Source organism: Crossiella sp. CA198 (genome assembly GCF_052078295.1).
Taxonomy (GTDB): Bacteria; Actinomycetota; Actinomycetes; order Mycobacteriales; family Pseudonocardiaceae; genus Crossiella.
Genome location: NZ_JBQJIM010000004.1, coordinates 302,608 through 316,692, shown reverse-complemented (window position 1 = coordinate 316,692; position 14,085 = coordinate 302,608). Strand labels below are relative to the sequence as shown.

17 protein-coding genes and 1 pseudogene are annotated in these 14,085 nt (G+C 70.5%); 16 read left to right on the top strand and 2 right to left on the bottom strand.

What is annotated here, in order from left to right:
• The first annotated feature begins 32 nt into the window (after window positions 1-32).
• From ACTOWY_RS08555 to ACTOWY_RS08485, 15 genes and pseudogenes are all read left to right on the top strand, one after another.
• Complete coding sequence (locus ACTOWY_RS08555; protein WP_441309064.1) at window positions 33-362, top strand: beta/gamma crystallin domain-containing protein; 330 nt, start codon at window positions 33-35, stop codon at window positions 360-362.
• A 248-nt stretch (window positions 363-610) separates the two neighbouring features.
• Window positions 611-1,417, top strand: coding sequence for a DUF4142 domain-containing protein (locus ACTOWY_RS08550; RefSeq protein WP_441309063.1), 807 nt, complete (start codon window positions 611-613; stop codon window positions 1,415-1,417).
• Entirely contained in the window at window positions 1,414-2,238 is an 825-nt protein-coding gene (locus tag ACTOWY_RS08545) for a 4Fe-4S domain-containing protein (protein WP_441309062.1), read from the top strand. Before ACTOWY_RS08550 ends, ACTOWY_RS08545 begins: the two co-directional genes overlap by 4 nt.
• Complete coding sequence (locus ACTOWY_RS08540; protein WP_441309061.1) at window positions 2,231-3,457, top strand: NAD(P)/FAD-dependent oxidoreductase; 1,227 nt, start codon at window positions 2,231-2,233, stop codon at window positions 3,455-3,457. Before ACTOWY_RS08545 ends, ACTOWY_RS08540 begins: the two co-directional genes overlap by 8 nt.
• Before the next feature lie 33 nt (window positions 3,458-3,490).
• Window positions 3,491-3,745, top strand: coding sequence for a hypothetical protein (locus ACTOWY_RS08535; protein ID WP_441309060.1), 255 nt, complete (start codon window positions 3,491-3,493; stop codon window positions 3,743-3,745).
• Window positions 3,745-4,407 (top strand): DUF742 domain-containing protein, encoded by a 663-nt coding sequence (locus ACTOWY_RS08530; protein WP_441309059.1) that lies wholly within the window; start codon window positions 3,745-3,747, stop codon window positions 4,405-4,407. The genes ACTOWY_RS08535 and ACTOWY_RS08530 overlap by 1 nt, the downstream gene beginning before the upstream one ends.
• A gap of 23 nt (window positions 4,408-4,430) precedes the next feature.
• Window positions 4,431-6,260, top strand: coding sequence for an ATP-binding protein (locus tag ACTOWY_RS08525; protein ID WP_441309058.1), 1,830 nt, complete (start codon window positions 4,431-4,433; stop codon window positions 6,258-6,260).
• Window positions 6,260-6,703 carry a roadblock/LC7 domain-containing protein gene (locus tag ACTOWY_RS08520; RefSeq protein WP_247765047.1) on the top strand — a complete coding sequence of 148 codons (444 nt, stop codon included), beginning with the start codon at window positions 6,260-6,262 and terminating at the stop codon, window positions 6,701-6,703. Before ACTOWY_RS08525 ends, ACTOWY_RS08520 begins: the two co-directional genes overlap by 1 nt.
• 28 nt (window positions 6,704-6,731) lie before the next feature.
• Window positions 6,732-7,343 (top strand): GTP-binding protein, encoded by a 612-nt coding sequence (locus ACTOWY_RS08515; protein WP_441309057.1) that lies wholly within the window; start codon window positions 6,732-6,734, stop codon window positions 7,341-7,343.
• 25 nt (window positions 7,344-7,368) lie between these two features.
• Window positions 7,369-7,749, top strand: coding sequence for a thioredoxin family protein (locus ACTOWY_RS08510; protein ID WP_441309056.1), 381 nt, complete (start codon window positions 7,369-7,371; stop codon window positions 7,747-7,749).
• Window positions 7,749-8,204 (top strand): annotated as a pseudogene (locus ACTOWY_RS08505) (peroxiredoxin); the annotation flags it as partial. The gene ACTOWY_RS08510 and the pseudogene ACTOWY_RS08505, both read left to right, overlap by 1 nt.
• Window positions 8,205-8,490: 286 nt before the next feature.
• Window positions 8,491-8,892 carry a hypothetical protein gene (locus ACTOWY_RS08500; protein ID WP_441309055.1) on the top strand — a complete coding sequence of 134 codons (402 nt, stop codon included), beginning with the start codon at window positions 8,491-8,493 and terminating at the stop codon, window positions 8,890-8,892.
• A complete protein-coding gene (locus ACTOWY_RS08495) occupies window positions 8,889-9,359 on the top strand; it encodes a hypothetical protein (protein WP_441309054.1) in 471 nt (156 codons plus the stop codon). The genes ACTOWY_RS08500 and ACTOWY_RS08495 overlap by 4 nt, the downstream gene beginning before the upstream one ends.
• Window positions 9,360-9,428: 69 nt before the next feature.
• Window positions 9,429-10,136 (top strand): 3-oxoacyl-[acyl-carrier-protein] synthase III C-terminal domain-containing protein, encoded by a 708-nt coding sequence (locus ACTOWY_RS08490; RefSeq protein WP_441309053.1) that lies wholly within the window; start codon window positions 9,429-9,431, stop codon window positions 10,134-10,136.
• Window positions 10,137-10,200: 64 nt separating this feature from the next.
• On the top strand, window positions 10,201-10,611 hold the full coding sequence (locus ACTOWY_RS08485; protein ID WP_441309052.1) for a hypothetical protein: 411 nt from the start codon (window positions 10,201-10,203) through the stop codon (window positions 10,609-10,611).
• Between the two features lie 82 nt (window positions 10,612-10,693).
• On the opposite strand, the gene ACTOWY_RS08480 is transcribed toward ACTOWY_RS08485, so the two are convergent.
• The gene (locus ACTOWY_RS08480; protein WP_247765040.1) at window positions 10,694-11,044 is read right to left on the bottom strand and encodes a hypothetical protein; all 351 of its coding nucleotides are present in this window, start codon (window positions 11,042-11,044) and stop codon (window positions 10,694-10,696) included.
• Window positions 11,045-11,432: 388 nt separating this feature from the next.
• On the opposite strand from ACTOWY_RS08480, the gene ACTOWY_RS08475 reads away from it, so the two are divergent.
• A complete protein-coding gene (locus ACTOWY_RS08475; protein ID WP_441309051.1) occupies window positions 11,433-13,505 on the top strand; it encodes a LuxR C-terminal-related transcriptional regulator in 2,073 nt (690 codons plus the stop codon).
• Here ACTOWY_RS08475 and ACTOWY_RS08470 read toward each other — a convergent pair.
• Window positions 13,502-13,750, bottom strand: coding sequence for a hypothetical protein (locus ACTOWY_RS08470; protein WP_441309050.1), 249 nt, complete (start codon window positions 13,748-13,750; stop codon window positions 13,502-13,504). The genes ACTOWY_RS08475 and ACTOWY_RS08470 overlap by 4 nt on opposite strands.
• Window positions 13,751-14,085 lie beyond the last annotated feature (335 nt).

Sequence of the window (14,085 nt, the reverse complement as noted above, 5' to 3'; positions counted from 1 at the left end):
GAATGAGAACGCGTGTCCTGACCGTGCTCGCGATGTCGGCGATGAGCCTCGGCACCATCAGTGTCGCCCCGGCCTTCGCGATCAACGAAATCAACGTCGCGGAGTGCAACAACCCGATCTGGGTCGACAAGTACTTCATCATCGGCATCCGGAACAACAACGGCGGTTTCAAGAGGTGCTTCGCCAATGCGGGTAAGCGCTCGCTCGACCAGCCAGGGGTGACCAACTTCAGCTCCGGCAACAACAAGGGCTGGTTCGAATACGAACCGGGCGACGGCAGCCGCTACCGCCACACGTTCCGGAAGAACGAGTCGAAGTACCAGAAGTACGGCGCGGTGGTCAAGATTCACATCGACCGCTGACCGCGGCGGCAGGTCGTTCCGGGCGGACCGCGCGCTGCCCGGAACGACCCATGCCTGGCGAACGAACGCCCAGGTAGCGGGACCGCCGTCCAGCGTGACGGTGTCACATCGTGCACTCTGATTGCCCACTTGTACCCAGGGCCGCCGGCAACACTTCCACCCGGGCCGACAAGAGCGCCTAATGCACTCCCAACATCGATTCGTCGGGTGAAGTGACGGGCGGCGACAGTATGCGGAAATCGGTTGAGGTGAATTGGGCGGCTGGTCGCAATTCCGCTCGCGGTCGCCTCGGCGGAGTTCCCCGCATTCTGCTGGCCGCCGCCCTGTGCACCACGGTCAGCTCCTGCGGGGTCACCGCCACCTCCGAGTGGAACGAGTCGGTGCCGGGGGAGCGGCTGCGCGAGCGCACCAGCATGGACGCGCCGTTCGGGCCGCTCTACCCGGCCGATATCGGCATGCTGTTCGCGGTGGCCCAGGCCGGATTCTGGGAGATGCCCGCCAGTGAGCTGATGGCCAGGGAGAGCGCCAATCCCCGGGTGCGGGCCGTCGGCGCGCAACTGGCCAAGGAGCACCACAAGCTCAACCAGTACAACGAGGCGGCGGCCACCCGGCTGAACGTGCTGCTGCCCGGCACGGCCACCCCGCAGCAGAACGCCTGGCGCGAGCAGATCCTGGCCGCCACCGGCGCGGAGCGGGACCGCCGGTACGTCCGGCTGACCAGGGCCGCGCACGGCACGGTCTACCTCAAGGTCGCCGGTGTCCGGGCGACCACGCAGAACGACGTCGTCCGCACCATGGCCCAGCTCGCCGCCGAGTACGTGGCCCGGCACATGACCCTGTTGGAGAGCACCGAACTGGCGGACACCGACTCGCTCGCGGTGCACTCCGGCACTGACTCGCCGTACCAGCCGGTGCCCTCGCTGGTGTCGGTGCTGGCCGGTTCGGCGCTGGCGCTGGTGCTCGGCTTCGCCACCCTGCTGCTGGTCCAGCTGGGCTCGCGGCGGCGGGCCGGGGAACCGGCCGCGGACCCGGCGGGCGGGGGTGCGATCGAATGAGCGCGGACCTGTTGCTGGCCCAGGGATTCACCTCCTACGACTCCGGCGTGCGCGCGGTCGCCGCGCTCTCCGGACGGCTGGCCTACCTGTGCATGTGCCTGACCCTGTGCTGGGGCGTGCTGGTGTCCACCGGCTGGATCCGCCGGGTCACCGGCCACCAGGCACTGCGCACCGGGCACGTCCTACTGGCCGCCTTCACCCTGGCCACCGCGACCGTGCACGGCCTGTCGATGCTCCTGCTCGACGAGCAGATCGTGGTCGGCACCCAGGTGGTGATCCCGTTCCTGAACGGCTATCTCCGGCACGCGCTCGGCATCCTCGCCTTCGACCTGATGGTGGTGATCATGCTGACCGCGTGGGTGCACCGGATCGTGCGCTACCGCAGCTGGCTGCGCTTCCACCAGCTCGGCTACCTGGCGATCGCGCTCGGGGTGGCGCATTCCTGGTGGGGCGCCTGGGCGAACGCGAACTTCAACCTGGTGTGGCTGGGCGGGATCACCGTGCTCGCCCCCGCGCTCGCGCTGACCGCGGTGCGGTTCCTGCCCGCCGCGGCGCTGGTGTGGATCGGGCTGCTGGATGCGAGCAGTCCACGGCAGAAGCAGGTGGACAAGGCGGCGCCGCTGAGCATCAGCGTGGACAACCAGCGTTGCCACCGCTACGGCTTCTGCCAGTCCGAGGCCCCGGAGGTCTTCCAGCTGCGCGAGGACGGGCGCCTGGCCTACCGGCAGAACCCCGAGGTCGAGCACAACCGGGACGTGCTCTCCGCGGCGCGGGCCTGTCCGACCCGCGCGATCGAACTGGAGGCGGGCAAACGTGACTGAGCTGCCACGAATCGTCATCGCCGGGGCCGGCCTGGCCGGGATGTGCGCCGCGGAACGGTTGCGGGAACTGGGTTTCGACGGGGAGATCGTCATCCTCGGCGCGGAACCGGGCCTGCCGACCTACCGGCCGGCCCTGACCAAACAGTTCCTCAGCGGTGAGTTCAGCGAGCGGGACCTGGTGATCGCGCCCGCGCACCAGCTTGACGTGGTGTGGCGGTTCAACACCCCGGCGTACCGGCTGGACCCGTTGCGGCGCCTGGTGTTCCTGCCCGGCGGTGAGGTGCTCGACTACGACGGGCTGGTCATCGCCAGCGGGGTCGAGGCCCGCAGGCTGCCCACCGGGATCCACGGACACCCCCGCGTCACCGTGCTGCGCACCATCACCGACGCAGCCAGGGTGCGCACGGCACTGACGAACTCGCGCGAGCAGGTGGTGGTGATCGGCAGTGGCTTCATCGGCTGCGAGCTGACCGCCAGCCTGCGCGCCATGGGCCATCAGGTCACCCTGGTCGGCCGGTCCCCGCGACTGATGGGCGAGCTGCTCGACGGCGAGCTGGGCACCCGGCTGACCGAACTGCACCGGCGCAAGGGCGTGCAGCTCCAGCTCGGCACCAAGGTGGCGGGCTGGGCGCCGCGGCCGTCCGCGGTCGAGCTGCGACTGTCCAACGGGCGCGTGCTGTCCGCGAGCCACGTGGTGGTGGCCGTCGGCTCGGTCCCGGCGGTCTCCTGGCTGCGGGACTCGGGCGCGGACCTGGCCGACGGTGTGGTGTGCGAGCCGAGCTGCCACGTCGCCGGGCTGACCGACGTGGTGGCCGCCGGGGATGTGGCCAGCTGGCCCAACCTGCGCTTCGGCCCGCGGGCGCACCGGGTCGAGCACTGGACCAACGCGATGGAGATGGGCCGGGCGGCCGCGGAGAGCCTGCTCAGCGGCCGCGAAGGGGCGCTGCCGTACACACCGGTGCCGCGCTTCTGGTCCGAGCAGTTCGGCCTGCAGATCCAGGCGGCCGGGATGCCGGCCCTGGGCCCGGTGCGCCGGGCGATGGACCAGGGAACCCCCGGCGGGCACACGGTTTCCGGGTTCTTCCTGGACAACCGGCTGACCGGCGTCGTCGGCTTCGACAACACCCCGGCGGTGCTGCGGCACACCGCCGAGCTGCGCGGGCGGGTGGCCACCGGCGCGGACCGGGTCCAGCCCGTGCCCGAGAGCTTGCGGGCGTAGTGCGCATGTTGACGGACTGGAAAGGACCACGGGATGCGACCGAACGTACTCGCGATCTTCTCGCTCGTCGCACTGGCCACGGCTGCCGCGATCGCGGTCCAGCGGTCCCCGAACTTCACCTCGCAGACCACCGGGATCTCCGTGCTCATCGCCGACGACCCGTACTACCAGTCCGCCACCGTGCCCTTGCCCTACCGGGAGCGGCAGCGGATCGCGCGGGCGCCCGCGCCCGAGGAGCTGATGGCGCCTGGCACTGCCGCCCGGCACGCGCACCAGGGGGAGCGGTGATGCGTGGCGGCCGGGCGCCCGCACTGCCGGGCGAGCGGCCGGACGGGGCCGAACCGGTCCGATTCGGCGGCTGGGCGGACTACGGGGAGTGGGCCGACCACGACTTCCGCGACCGGTCCCCGTTCGAGGAACCAGGGCGCGGCGGCGGCCGGCCGGTCGTGGTCGAGGCGCTGACCGAGGTGACCCCGATCCGGGTGCTGGCCGAGACCGAGGGGGAGTCCGGCACCAGGCGGTCCTGCCGGATCGCCCCGGCGGCCGACCACGAGGACGGGATCCGGTTCGAGGCAGGCGATCTGACCCTCGACCTCGACCGCACCGCCCCGCTCATCCGGCCCTACGTCCGCTCCGGCGGCCGGTCGGAGTCCAGCCACGAGCTGGAGTTCGAGACCATGATCGCGGCCGCCCGGCCCTACGCCACCCTGCCGCAGCGGGAGATGAGCCAGGACGAACGGCTGGTGTGCCGCACCTGCGCGGTGCCGCAGTCGGTGGCCGAGATCGCGGTGGCCATCGAGGCGCCACTGGGCCTGGCCCGCACGATCATCAGCGACGGCATCGACAAGGGATACCTGCGCGTGCACAGCATCGCCGGCCCGACCACCGGCGGCCTGCCCTCGCTGGAGTTGCTGCGGCGCCTCTACGCCGGGCTCGCCCGGCTCATCTGAACCCCACGGCTGACGGAGGCACGATGAACAGAGAACAGGCGCGAGGACAGGGCAGGCAGCTGCTGCTCGCCTTCGTCCTGCTGTGCGCCCTGCAGTTCGCCGTCGTGGCCGTCGCCGCGTTCGGGACTCCCTGGTCGCGGTGGACCGCGCTGGCCACCGGGATCGGCTCCCTGCTGCTCGGCGCCCTGATAGCCGTTGGCGCGCGGCGGTTGTGGCGCTCGATGGACACCCTGCGCGCCGAGGTGGACGAGCTGTCCGGGCGACGGCTGTCGGAGATCGTGGGCGAGGTCGTCCACCGGCGCGATCCCGAACGCGTCGGCCTGGAACTGCCCAACCCGACCGACGGCAAGCTGGCCATGCTCATCGACGACGTCCGGCAGGTCTGCACGCACGCGGTGCAGCTGGCCACCAAACACGACGAGATCCGCTCCGGCTACTCCGAGGTCTTCGTCACCATGTTCCGGCGGACCCAGTCCCTGCTGCTGCGCCAGCTGCAGATCATCGAGCAGCTCGAAGCGGGCGACCGCTGTTCGACCGACCTGAACCGGCTGTTCCAGCTCGACCACCTGGTCACCCGGATGCGGCGCAACAACGAGAACATCCTGCTGCTCTCCGGCACCGAGCTGGTGCGCAAGACCAAGGAGCCGGTCCCGGTCGGCGACCTGCTCCGCGCGGCGATCTCGGAAATCGGCTCCTACCAACGGGTCCGGATGCTCGACACCCCGGCGGTGCGGGTGTCCAACACCGCCGCCGGTGACCTGATCCGGATCGTGGCCGAGCTGCTGGACAACGCCACCTCCTTCTCCGCCCCCGATCAGCAGGTCACCGTCAAGGCCGAACTCGGCCGCCACCATGGACTCTCCATCGGCGTGTTCGACAACGGGATCGGCATGTCGGATGAGGACCTGGACCGGGTGAACCGGCAGCTGCGGCGGCTGGGCTCGGAGGAGATCGCGCGCACCCGCCGGGTCGGACTGCTCGTGGTCGGCAGGCTGGCCGGCAAGCACGGGATCCGGGTGGAACTCTTCGGCGGCAACAACGTCACGGGGGTGTCGGCGTTGGTCACCGTGCCCAGTTCCGCGCTGCTGGAGGAGGACGAGGTGCGGGCCGCGCTGCCGGGCGATCCACGCCGCGGCCTGACCCAGGGCGCGGGCGCCACGGTGGGGCAACGACCGGACACCGCCCCCGCGGTGCTGGTGACCACCACGCTGCGGCGGGCCGAGACCGAGGCGAAGTCGCCGGTGCGGGCCAGCTCCCGGCGGCAATCCTCCTGGTACTCCAGGTCCAGGACGCCCGTGCGGGCTGGCCAGGCGTGGCGGGATTCCGCCGAGGTGGTCGCCAAGGTGCACGCGGGCGTCTCGGGTGAGCTGCCGATCCGGGTGCCCCAGCGGGCCGCGCCGGAGTCCCGGCCCATGCCCGGCACCGTGCGCCCCACCTCCCGCTGGTTCCAGGCCAGGGAAGCGGTGGCCCTGCGGCAACAGCACGCGGTGCCGTTGCGCCCGACGGCGGATGAGTCCACACCGGACGAGCAGATGTCCACAGTGGACAGTGAATGGGAGCTGGCGGACACCGTGCGAGACGAGGACGGCTACACCTACACCGAGGACGGCCTGCCGTTGCGGCAGCAGGGGGCGCACCTGATCCCCGGCGGCCCGGACGCGGCGCCCGTCCCGGCCACCCCGATTCTCCTCGCCCCCATCAGCCGCGACCCGCAGACCACCCGCAGCCGCCTGTCCAGCTACCAGCAGGGCGTGCGCAAGGCCAAGGAACAGGAAAACCGGCTGCGGCCCGCGCCGGACTCCGGCGGCTGGACGGTGCTGGAGAACAACTATCCGGAAAGTGGTGACAAGTGATGACCGAGAAGGACGAGAAGCGGGGTAATTTCGCCTGGCTCATCAACGATTTTGTGGACCGGGTGCCCGGGGTGGCGCACGGGGTCGCGGTCTCCTCCGACGGCCTGCTCATCGCGGCCTCCAGCTCACTGCCGGAGGCGCGGGCCGACCAGCTGGCCGCGGTCGCCTGCGGTCTGGTGAGCCTGACCGAGGGCGCGGCGCGCTGCTTCCAGGCGGGCAACGTCAACGAGACCATCGTGGAGATGGACGCGGGCACCATGCTGCTGATGGCGATCAGCGACGGTTCCTGTCTGTCCATTCTGGCCGATCCGGGTTACGACATCGGGCAGATCGCCTATGAGATGACGCTGCTGGTCGAACGGTTCGGCCACATGCTGACCCCCGGCACCCGGGTGAACGAGGACGGCCCGTCCGCGGTCACGGCTGGCGCCCAGTCGAACTGATCGTGCGATCGGAAAGGGACGTACTCAGATGAACAACACTGGAATCGGACGCCCGAGGATGTCTTCGCGGGGTCCGGTGATCTCCTCGAAGATCGTGGTGGCCGGCGGCTTCGGGGTCGGCAAGACAACGTTCGTCGGCGCGGTCTCCGATATCCAGCCGCTCACCACCGAAGCGGTGATGACCGTCGCGAGCGACAAGCTGGATGACCTCAGCCGGATCCCGGACAAGGGGTCCACCACGGTGGCGATGGACTTCGGCCGGGTCGCGGTGGAGGACGACCTGATGCTGTACCTGTTCGGCACCCCCGGCCAGGAACGCTTCTGGTTCATGTGGGACAACCTGGTACGCGGGGCGATCGGCGCGGTTGTGCTCGCCGACACCCGCCGCCTTGCCGACTCGTTCACCTCGATCGACTTCTTCGAGAACCGCAATATCCCTTATGTCATCGGGGTGAACACCTTCGACGGCATCCTGCACCACCCCCTCGAACACGTGCGGCGGGCGATGGCGATCGACCCGTCGATCCCGGTGTTCCGCTGCGACGCGCGGATGCGCGGCGAGGTGAAGAGCACGTTGCTGGGGCTGATCAAGTACGTCATGGAGCGGGTGGAGAAGCTGACCGAGCCCTCGATGGCGTGAGGTCGTAGCAGGAAGGTTGACGTTTGTGGCCAACGGAAATCGCGAGGTCATCTCGCTCGATGTGGACAATTTCAGCCCGACGGTGGAGTCCGGTGAGGTGGTGGTCATCGACATCTCCGCGGAGTGGTGCGGGCCGTGCCAGGCCTTCACCGCGGTGTTCCACGAAGCGGCGGCCAGCACCGAGGGCGTGGTGTTCGGCCACGTCGACACCGACACCCAGCCCGAGCTGGGCGCGGCGTTCAACGTGACCGCGATCCCCACGGTCGCGGTGATGCGCGGCGGTGTGCTGATCTTCCTGCACGAGGGCTCGTTGAGCGCGCGGGCACTCAACGACGTGATCCGGCAGGCGAAGCAACTCGACCCCGACCAGGTCTGCGCCTCAGTGGCGGAAAGGGCGGCGAAGTGATGCGACTCGAAGTCGGCAACCCAGCCCCGGATTTCACCCTGGAGAACAGCCATCGCGAACCGGTGACGCTGTCCTCCTTCGCCGGCCACAAGAACGTGCTGCTGGTGTACTACCCGCGCGCGTTCACCCCGATCTGCCGGGGCGAGCTGTGCCAGCTCCGGGACGAGCTGGACATCTACCAGAAGTACGACGTGCAGATCATCGGGGTGTCGGTGGACACCCCGTTCAGCCTCAAGGCCTGGGCCAGTCAGCAGGGCTACCCGTTCCCGCTGCTGTCGGACTTCTGGCCGCACGGCGAGGTGGCCACCACCTACGGCACCTTCGACGACCGGCACGGCGTGGCCCGGCGGGGGACCTTCCTCATCGACACCGAGGGCATCATCCGCTTCGCCGAGGTGCAGCAGCAGGACGTCGCCCGCGACCAGGACGCCTGGAAGTCCGCGGTGACCTCGATGCTGGGCGCCAGGGACCTCTCCAAGGTCTCGATCCCGGTGGCGCAGGGGAACTGGATCACGCTGCCCGCGAACGCCGAGCCAGGCGAGGCGAACTGAGTCGTTCGGGCAGAAACGGTCGTCGGATGGACAGATCCGCCCGTGCGTCCGCCGGTGCGGATCGCGGCGGTGCTTGTCTGGGAAAGGACCGGCAGGACCGAGGTGTGAGGTGCCGATGTACCTGAACTACGTTTTTGGCCGCCCCGGAACCGGATCCGCGGGCAGACGCCGGACGGCCACGCGGCCGCCGGTGGCCGCTGAGCCGGCCACCCACCCCGTGCTGGGCATCCCGCTCGGATCGCCGGGCCAGGACGGCGGACTGGCCTGGCGATCCGTCATCACCGCCCCGGCCTGGCCGGAACGGGACTGCTACGGCCGGGGCGGCCCGATCGGCGCCGCGCCGGGGGAACTCGCGCTGGCCGCCGGTGCGGAGTTCTTCCGCCTGCGCTGCGCCGACATCGAGGTCAGCGAGCTGTACATGGCGAAATCCCCCGTGTGGCCGAGACTCATCGAACTGTCCATTGTGGTCACACCGGCCGGGCCGGGCGCCGCGCGGTTCGAGTTGTTCCGCGGTGAGCCCGCCGAGGACGCGCTCATCGCCTCCGCCACCCTGCGGATCGCCCTCCGCCCGATGCGCATGCCGGAGTGGTGAGCCCGCCGATGCGCTTCGGCAGCGGCGGCCGGGTACGGGCCGTGCTCATCAGCGGAGACCCGGCCATGTGCGAACAACTGCGGCTACAGCTGGGTTTCGGCGACCGGGTGGAGGTCGTCGACTCGGTGCGCGCCTGCGCGGACGGCGTGCCGGCGACCCGCCTCTACCGGCCCGGCGTGGTGGTGCTGAGCCTGCGCAACCGCCGGGGCGGGTGCTGCCGCCACCTGGTGCGCCCGTTGTCCTTGCTGGCGCCGGTGCTGGTGCTCATCGACCGGCCGGATGTCCCGCTGGTGCCCAAGCTGCTGGCCGCGGGCGCGCGCAGCTTCCTGGTCCGCGGTGAGTACACAGTGGACGAACTGGTGAACGCGACCACGGCCACGGCGAGGAACATCGTGCACCTGAGCCCCGCGGCGGCCACCGTGCTGGTCGACCTGCTGCACGCGCGGCCGGTGAATGTGCCCTTCTGACACCGCGATGTCAGATCGCGGTCAGGTTCGTGGACGGCCTGCCGCTGGGCCGATAACACTCTGCCACTAATGAACTCCACATTTTTGGCTGGTGTCACCTATTCGCTGGGGTCCGCGGGGGAAACCGCGTACGGAGTGGTGGCCACCGCCGAGATCCACGGGCTCAACCAGCAGGGCTGCACCGGGATGCTGGAGGCCCTGCGCCTGGCGCACGAGCTGCTGGCCGTCGAACCGGCCTGGCGCACCGTCCTGTGCGTCACCGTCGACCGGTTGCCCGGTGATGCCCGCTCCTGTGGCGCGGCGGCCTGCCGGGTGTCGGCGACCACCGCCGCGTTCCGCTTCGTGGCTACGCACCAGGTCGCCGAGAGCGAGCTGGACGAATCCGTCGGGCTCTTCTTCGCGCTGCTGCCGAAACTGGTTCGCGAGGTGCTGGCCATGGCCGCGATCAGCACCGACGACATCGACTGGGTGGTGCCGCAGAACACCAACAGCTCCGCCTGGAAAATCGTCGGCAAGCTGCTGGGAATCCCGATGGACCGGGTGTGGCAGAGCAGCTTCGGCGAACTCGGGCACGCCGTCTCGGCGGACAACATCGTCAACCTCTCGGCCTTGATCAGCAGCGGCGCCCTGCGCGCCGGGCAGCGGGTGCTGCTGGTCATGGCGGGGCACGGGCCGCACTGGCAGGCCACGATCCTTGAGGTCACCGAGTTTTTGCCCGTCTGTGCCCCCGCCGGTGCGTGCCTGTCCATTGGTCCAGACAAGTGCTTGCCCCGGTGATTACCTGCTGTTTGCATCGGCGTGACCGGTAAACCCGAAGGCAGTACCTGAAGGGAGAATCAGCTTGCGTGGCAAGAAGGCTGTGGTAGCACTATCGGGTGCGTTGCTGGCGGTATCGGGCACTCTTGTTGCCCCCGCGGCGGATGCGGCGGCAACGGAAACCGCCGCGGACCGCTACACCAGGGTGATGTACCAGCAGCATGGCGGCAAGTACAACGTCATCACGTTCCAGTGGAGCCCGAACCACACGGTGCGACTCGAACGTCCGCAGCAGTGTACGAGGAACGGCAGTTTCATGACCATCGCCTTTGTGCACGGGACCTTCAGACGGTCCGGCGACGGCGGCTACAAGAACTGGGCGTTCCGGGGTAGTTTCACCAGGGGAAGCGGCTCCGAGGAGCGCTTCGTCAAGTTCCGGACCAGGACGAACGCCTCCACCGGAATTCATGGTTGCCCGGACGCCTGGCGCGGGTGAACCCGGATCACCGGTGAGGTGAGCGCGAAGCCCGGCCGCGGCGTGACACACGCCGCGGCCGGGTTCGGTTCACCGGGTGCGACTAGCGGTGCTTGACGTACAGCTTCACCAGGAAGCCACCCCGGCAGTTGGTCTTGTTCGCGCCCTGGTGGACATCCCGGCTCTGCCCCTTGATCCGGTAACCGGCCGCCTTCGGCCCGGTGTGCACGCACTTGACCGGCAGCGGGCCCCGGCTCGCGTCCACCGGGAAGGGGCCGTAGCAGCGCCGCTGGCCCGAACTCATGGTGACACCCACCTGGTTGGCCTTGCAGAAGAAGGCGGCGCCAGTGGCGTCGGTCGCGGCGTCCTGCGCCAGGGCGGCGCCCGCGGGGAGACCCAGGGTGAGCGCGGCGGCCACCGCCGCGACGCCCAGCGCCTTCTTGATCTTCGACATCGTTGACCCTTCCGGAAGTTGGTTCAGGTGACGGCCGATTGTGTTGCGCCGCACCGGGAAACCGGGAGCTTCCGGAGTTGTTCGGGCAAGACCTCTGCCCGAACCAGTCTGCCGAAGTGATCGGCGACGCGTGCGGGATCAGGTCACGTCGAGCGCGGCGGCCAGCCACGCATCGCTCACCGCTCGTTGTCCTGCACATCGTCCACTGTGGAACCTCAACCGACTTGAGATGCAACCCCCGCCCCCGTGTTGGCCGTTGTGGACGGTGTGTTGGCCGAAAGGTGTGCCAGTTCGGCCAACACTGGGTACGACAACGGCCAACACACCGGTGAGTTGCCGACCGGACTTCTGGCTTAGCATCGAGTCCGACGCGAGGCGGGAGTGTGCGGTGACGGATACGCACTGGAGCAGGCGAGCGGGGCCGAATGTCGAGGCCCTGCGCGCGGTCGCCGATACCCCCGACGACCTGACGCCGACCGCGTCGATGTTCGACGGACTGGGCGCCCACGCGGGCGCGGTGGCGGTGGCGGTGGCCGTGCTCGGTCCGGAGGCGCCGCTGCACGACGCCGCGGAACTGGCCCGGCTGAGCCTGCCGGAGGTGCTGGCCGCGGTGGACGTGCTGACCGCGGCCGGCGTGCTGGTCAACCAGGTTCCGCTGTCCTTCCAGGAGCAGGACACCGCCGACACCGTCCTGAATGGACTGTCGGTGGGCGCCAGGGTCACCGTGCGGTTGCGGGCGGCCGAGCTGCTGCGCGCGCTGCCTGGCGCGGCCGAGCGGACCGCGGACCAGCTGGTGCTGATCGGGCCGATCGGGCTGGACTGGGCCGGGGAGGCGCTGCGCACCGCCGCCGCTCAGGCCCAGGACCGGGGCGATGTGCCCGCGGCGGCGGAGTACCTGCGGCACGCGCTGGGCGAGCCGCTGCCGGTGGCCGAACGGGCGGCCTGCGCCCAGCGGCTGGCCTCGATCCTGCTCGACACCGACCCGGTGGCGGCGATCGGCTGCCTGCTGCAGGAGTTGCGCCGCCCGGACACCCCGGCCGAGGTCGAGGTCACCTGCGGGCTGTTGCACCGGCTGGTCGATCGGCTGCCCGGCACCGAGGACGCGCTGCGCCTGCTTGACGAGGCCGCGGACCAGGTGCGCAGGCACGATCCGGCGGCGGCACTGCGGCTGCTGCTGGCCGGGGCCGGGTCCGCGTTGTTCCGGCCCGGCGCGAAGGCCCGGCTGAGCAGGCTGGTGAGCTGGTTCGCCGAGACCGGCCTGACCGGTGCGGTCGCCGAGCGGGGACTGGCCGCGGTGCGGGTCTGCCTGGCGGCGCTGTGCGAACCGCGGGCGGGTGACGCGGTCGAGCTGGCCACCTCGGTGCTGGTGGCGGCCGACCTCCGGCGGGAGTGGGACACCTGCCGGCTCGCGCTCTCCGCCCTGCTGCTGGCAGGGAACGACCAGGCCACCGAACACGCCTGCCATCGGCTGGAGGCCGCACTGCCGCTGGAGGGCGCCGACCTCCAGCGCTTCGGCTGCGTGGTGTACCGCGCCCACGCCATGCGGAGGCAGGGAAACCTGCGCGCGACAGTGTCCACTATGGACAGTCTGTTGGTCGACTGTGCGGAACGCGGCCTGGCTCGGGACCAGCCGATCGTGGCCGAGGCGGCGGCGCTGCTGGCCGAGACCCTGGTGCACACCGGTGCGTTGTGGCGGGCCGAACAGGTGCTCGCGGACTACGGCCTGGACGGTGACCTCCCCCAGCAGGCGCACACGGTGGCGCTGCTGCGCGCCAGGGGCGTGGTGGCCCTGGCCAACGGCGATCTGGCGGCGGCGCGGGCCGCGCAACTGGACTGCGGCAGGCTGGTCGACGGCTGGGCCGAACTCAACACCGAATTGGTCACCTGGCGATTCGACCTGGTGGGGATCCTGCTCCGGTCCGATCGCCACGAGGAGGCGGTGGCCATGGCCAAGGCAGGGCAGACCGCGGCCTCGGCCTGGGGCACCGCCCGCGCGCTGGGGTTCGGCGCCTATGGCCGGGCCCTGACCAGCCGGGGTGACATGCGGATGGCCCTGCTCGCCGAGGCGGTGCGCCAGTTCGCCGAGGCGGGCGCCGCGATGGCGGAGGCGCACGCCCGCTACGACCTGGCCCTGGCCCTGCGCGAGGCGGGCGCCGCCAGGGAGCAGGAAGCCCTCCGCCAGCTCGCCCGTGCCCGCGAACTGTTCGAGCGCTGCGGCGGCGTGCCGGTGGCCGGGAGCCCGGACGACCCCGCCCGCGCCCCGGCCGCCCGCGCGCTGCTCACCCCGCAGGAACGCCGGATCGCCCGGCTGGCGGCCGGCGGCCTCGGCAACGCCGAGATCGCCGCGGAGCTGGGCCTGGCCCGCCGCACGATCGAGTTCCACCTCTCCAGCGTCTACCGCAAACTGGCCATCACCGGCCGCCACGACCTGCTCGACTGGACCGGCCCGGAACTCGGCTAGGAAGCGCGGTCCCGCACCAGGCGGAACGCCTCGATGTACTTGGGCAGTTCCCGCTGGGCCGCTTCCAGGCCCCGCGCTTCCGCGGTGGATCCGCGCAGCAGCAGGTGCACCGAGTCCAGGGTGCGGACCAGGTCGTCCACGATGGCCCCGGCCTGATCCGGGGCCAGGGCGAGCCGCCCGTCCTCGGCCAGGCGCAGGAAGAGGTCACCGGCCAGTCCGCTGTACCCGGTGTCGCTGCTCGTCATCTCTCCTCCACCCAGTTCCGCGGTCAATCCAGCAGCAGTCCAGCACTCTCCGGCGGACCGGAGTGCCGGAACCGCCGAGGTTGCCCGGAAAACCGGCCGGTATGCCCGTATGACCACCTTCCGGTGCCCGCTTCGAAAGCACTGAAGCCCGGTCAGGTCGTAGGTTGCGGGGCATGGTCTCCGCGGAGGTGTGGGTCGGCCGCTCGGCCGAACTCGGCGAGCTGGCCGCCGCGAACGCGATGCGGCCGGATGAATCACCTGGGGGACACTGGGTGTACTCCGCAGGTGCGACCACGGACAACCGTGGACCGTCGGCGGTCACCGCCGTGAAAGGC

What these genes read in the sequence shown, in the direction of transcription:
- ACTOWY_RS08520 (WP_247765047.1), top strand. Translation starts at nt 6,260, where the DNA reads ATGACCGAGAAGGACGAGAAGCGGGGTAATTTCGCCTGGCTCATCAAC.
- ACTOWY_RS08470 (WP_441309050.1), bottom strand. Translation starts at nt 13,750, where the DNA reads ATGACGAGCAGCGACACCGGGTACAGCGGACTGGCCGGTGACCTCTTC.
- ACTOWY_RS08490 (WP_441309053.1), top strand. Translation starts at nt 9,429, where the DNA reads ATGAACTCCACATTTTTGGCTGGTGTCACCTATTCGCTGGGGTCCGCG.
- ACTOWY_RS08555 (WP_441309064.1), top strand. Translation starts at nt 33, where the DNA reads ATGTCGGCGATGAGCCTCGGCACCATCAGTGTCGCCCCGGCCTTCGCG.
- ACTOWY_RS08535 (WP_441309060.1), top strand. Translation starts at nt 3,491, where the DNA reads ATGCGACCGAACGTACTCGCGATCTTCTCGCTCGTCGCACTGGCCACG.
- ACTOWY_RS08480 (WP_247765040.1), bottom strand. Translation starts at nt 11,044, where the DNA reads ATGTCGAAGATCAAGAAGGCGCTGGGCGTCGCGGCGGTGGCCGCCGCG.
- ACTOWY_RS08525 (WP_441309058.1), top strand. Translation starts at nt 4,431, where the DNA reads ATGAACAGAGAACAGGCGCGAGGACAGGGCAGGCAGCTGCTGCTCGCC.
- ACTOWY_RS08515 (WP_441309057.1), top strand. Translation starts at nt 6,732, where the DNA reads ATGAACAACACTGGAATCGGACGCCCGAGGATGTCTTCGCGGGGTCCG.
- ACTOWY_RS08545 (WP_441309062.1), top strand. Translation starts at nt 1,414, where the DNA reads ATGAGCGCGGACCTGTTGCTGGCCCAGGGATTCACCTCCTACGACTCC.
- ACTOWY_RS08530 (WP_441309059.1), top strand. Translation starts at nt 3,745, where the DNA reads ATGCGTGGCGGCCGGGCGCCCGCACTGCCGGGCGAGCGGCCGGACGGG.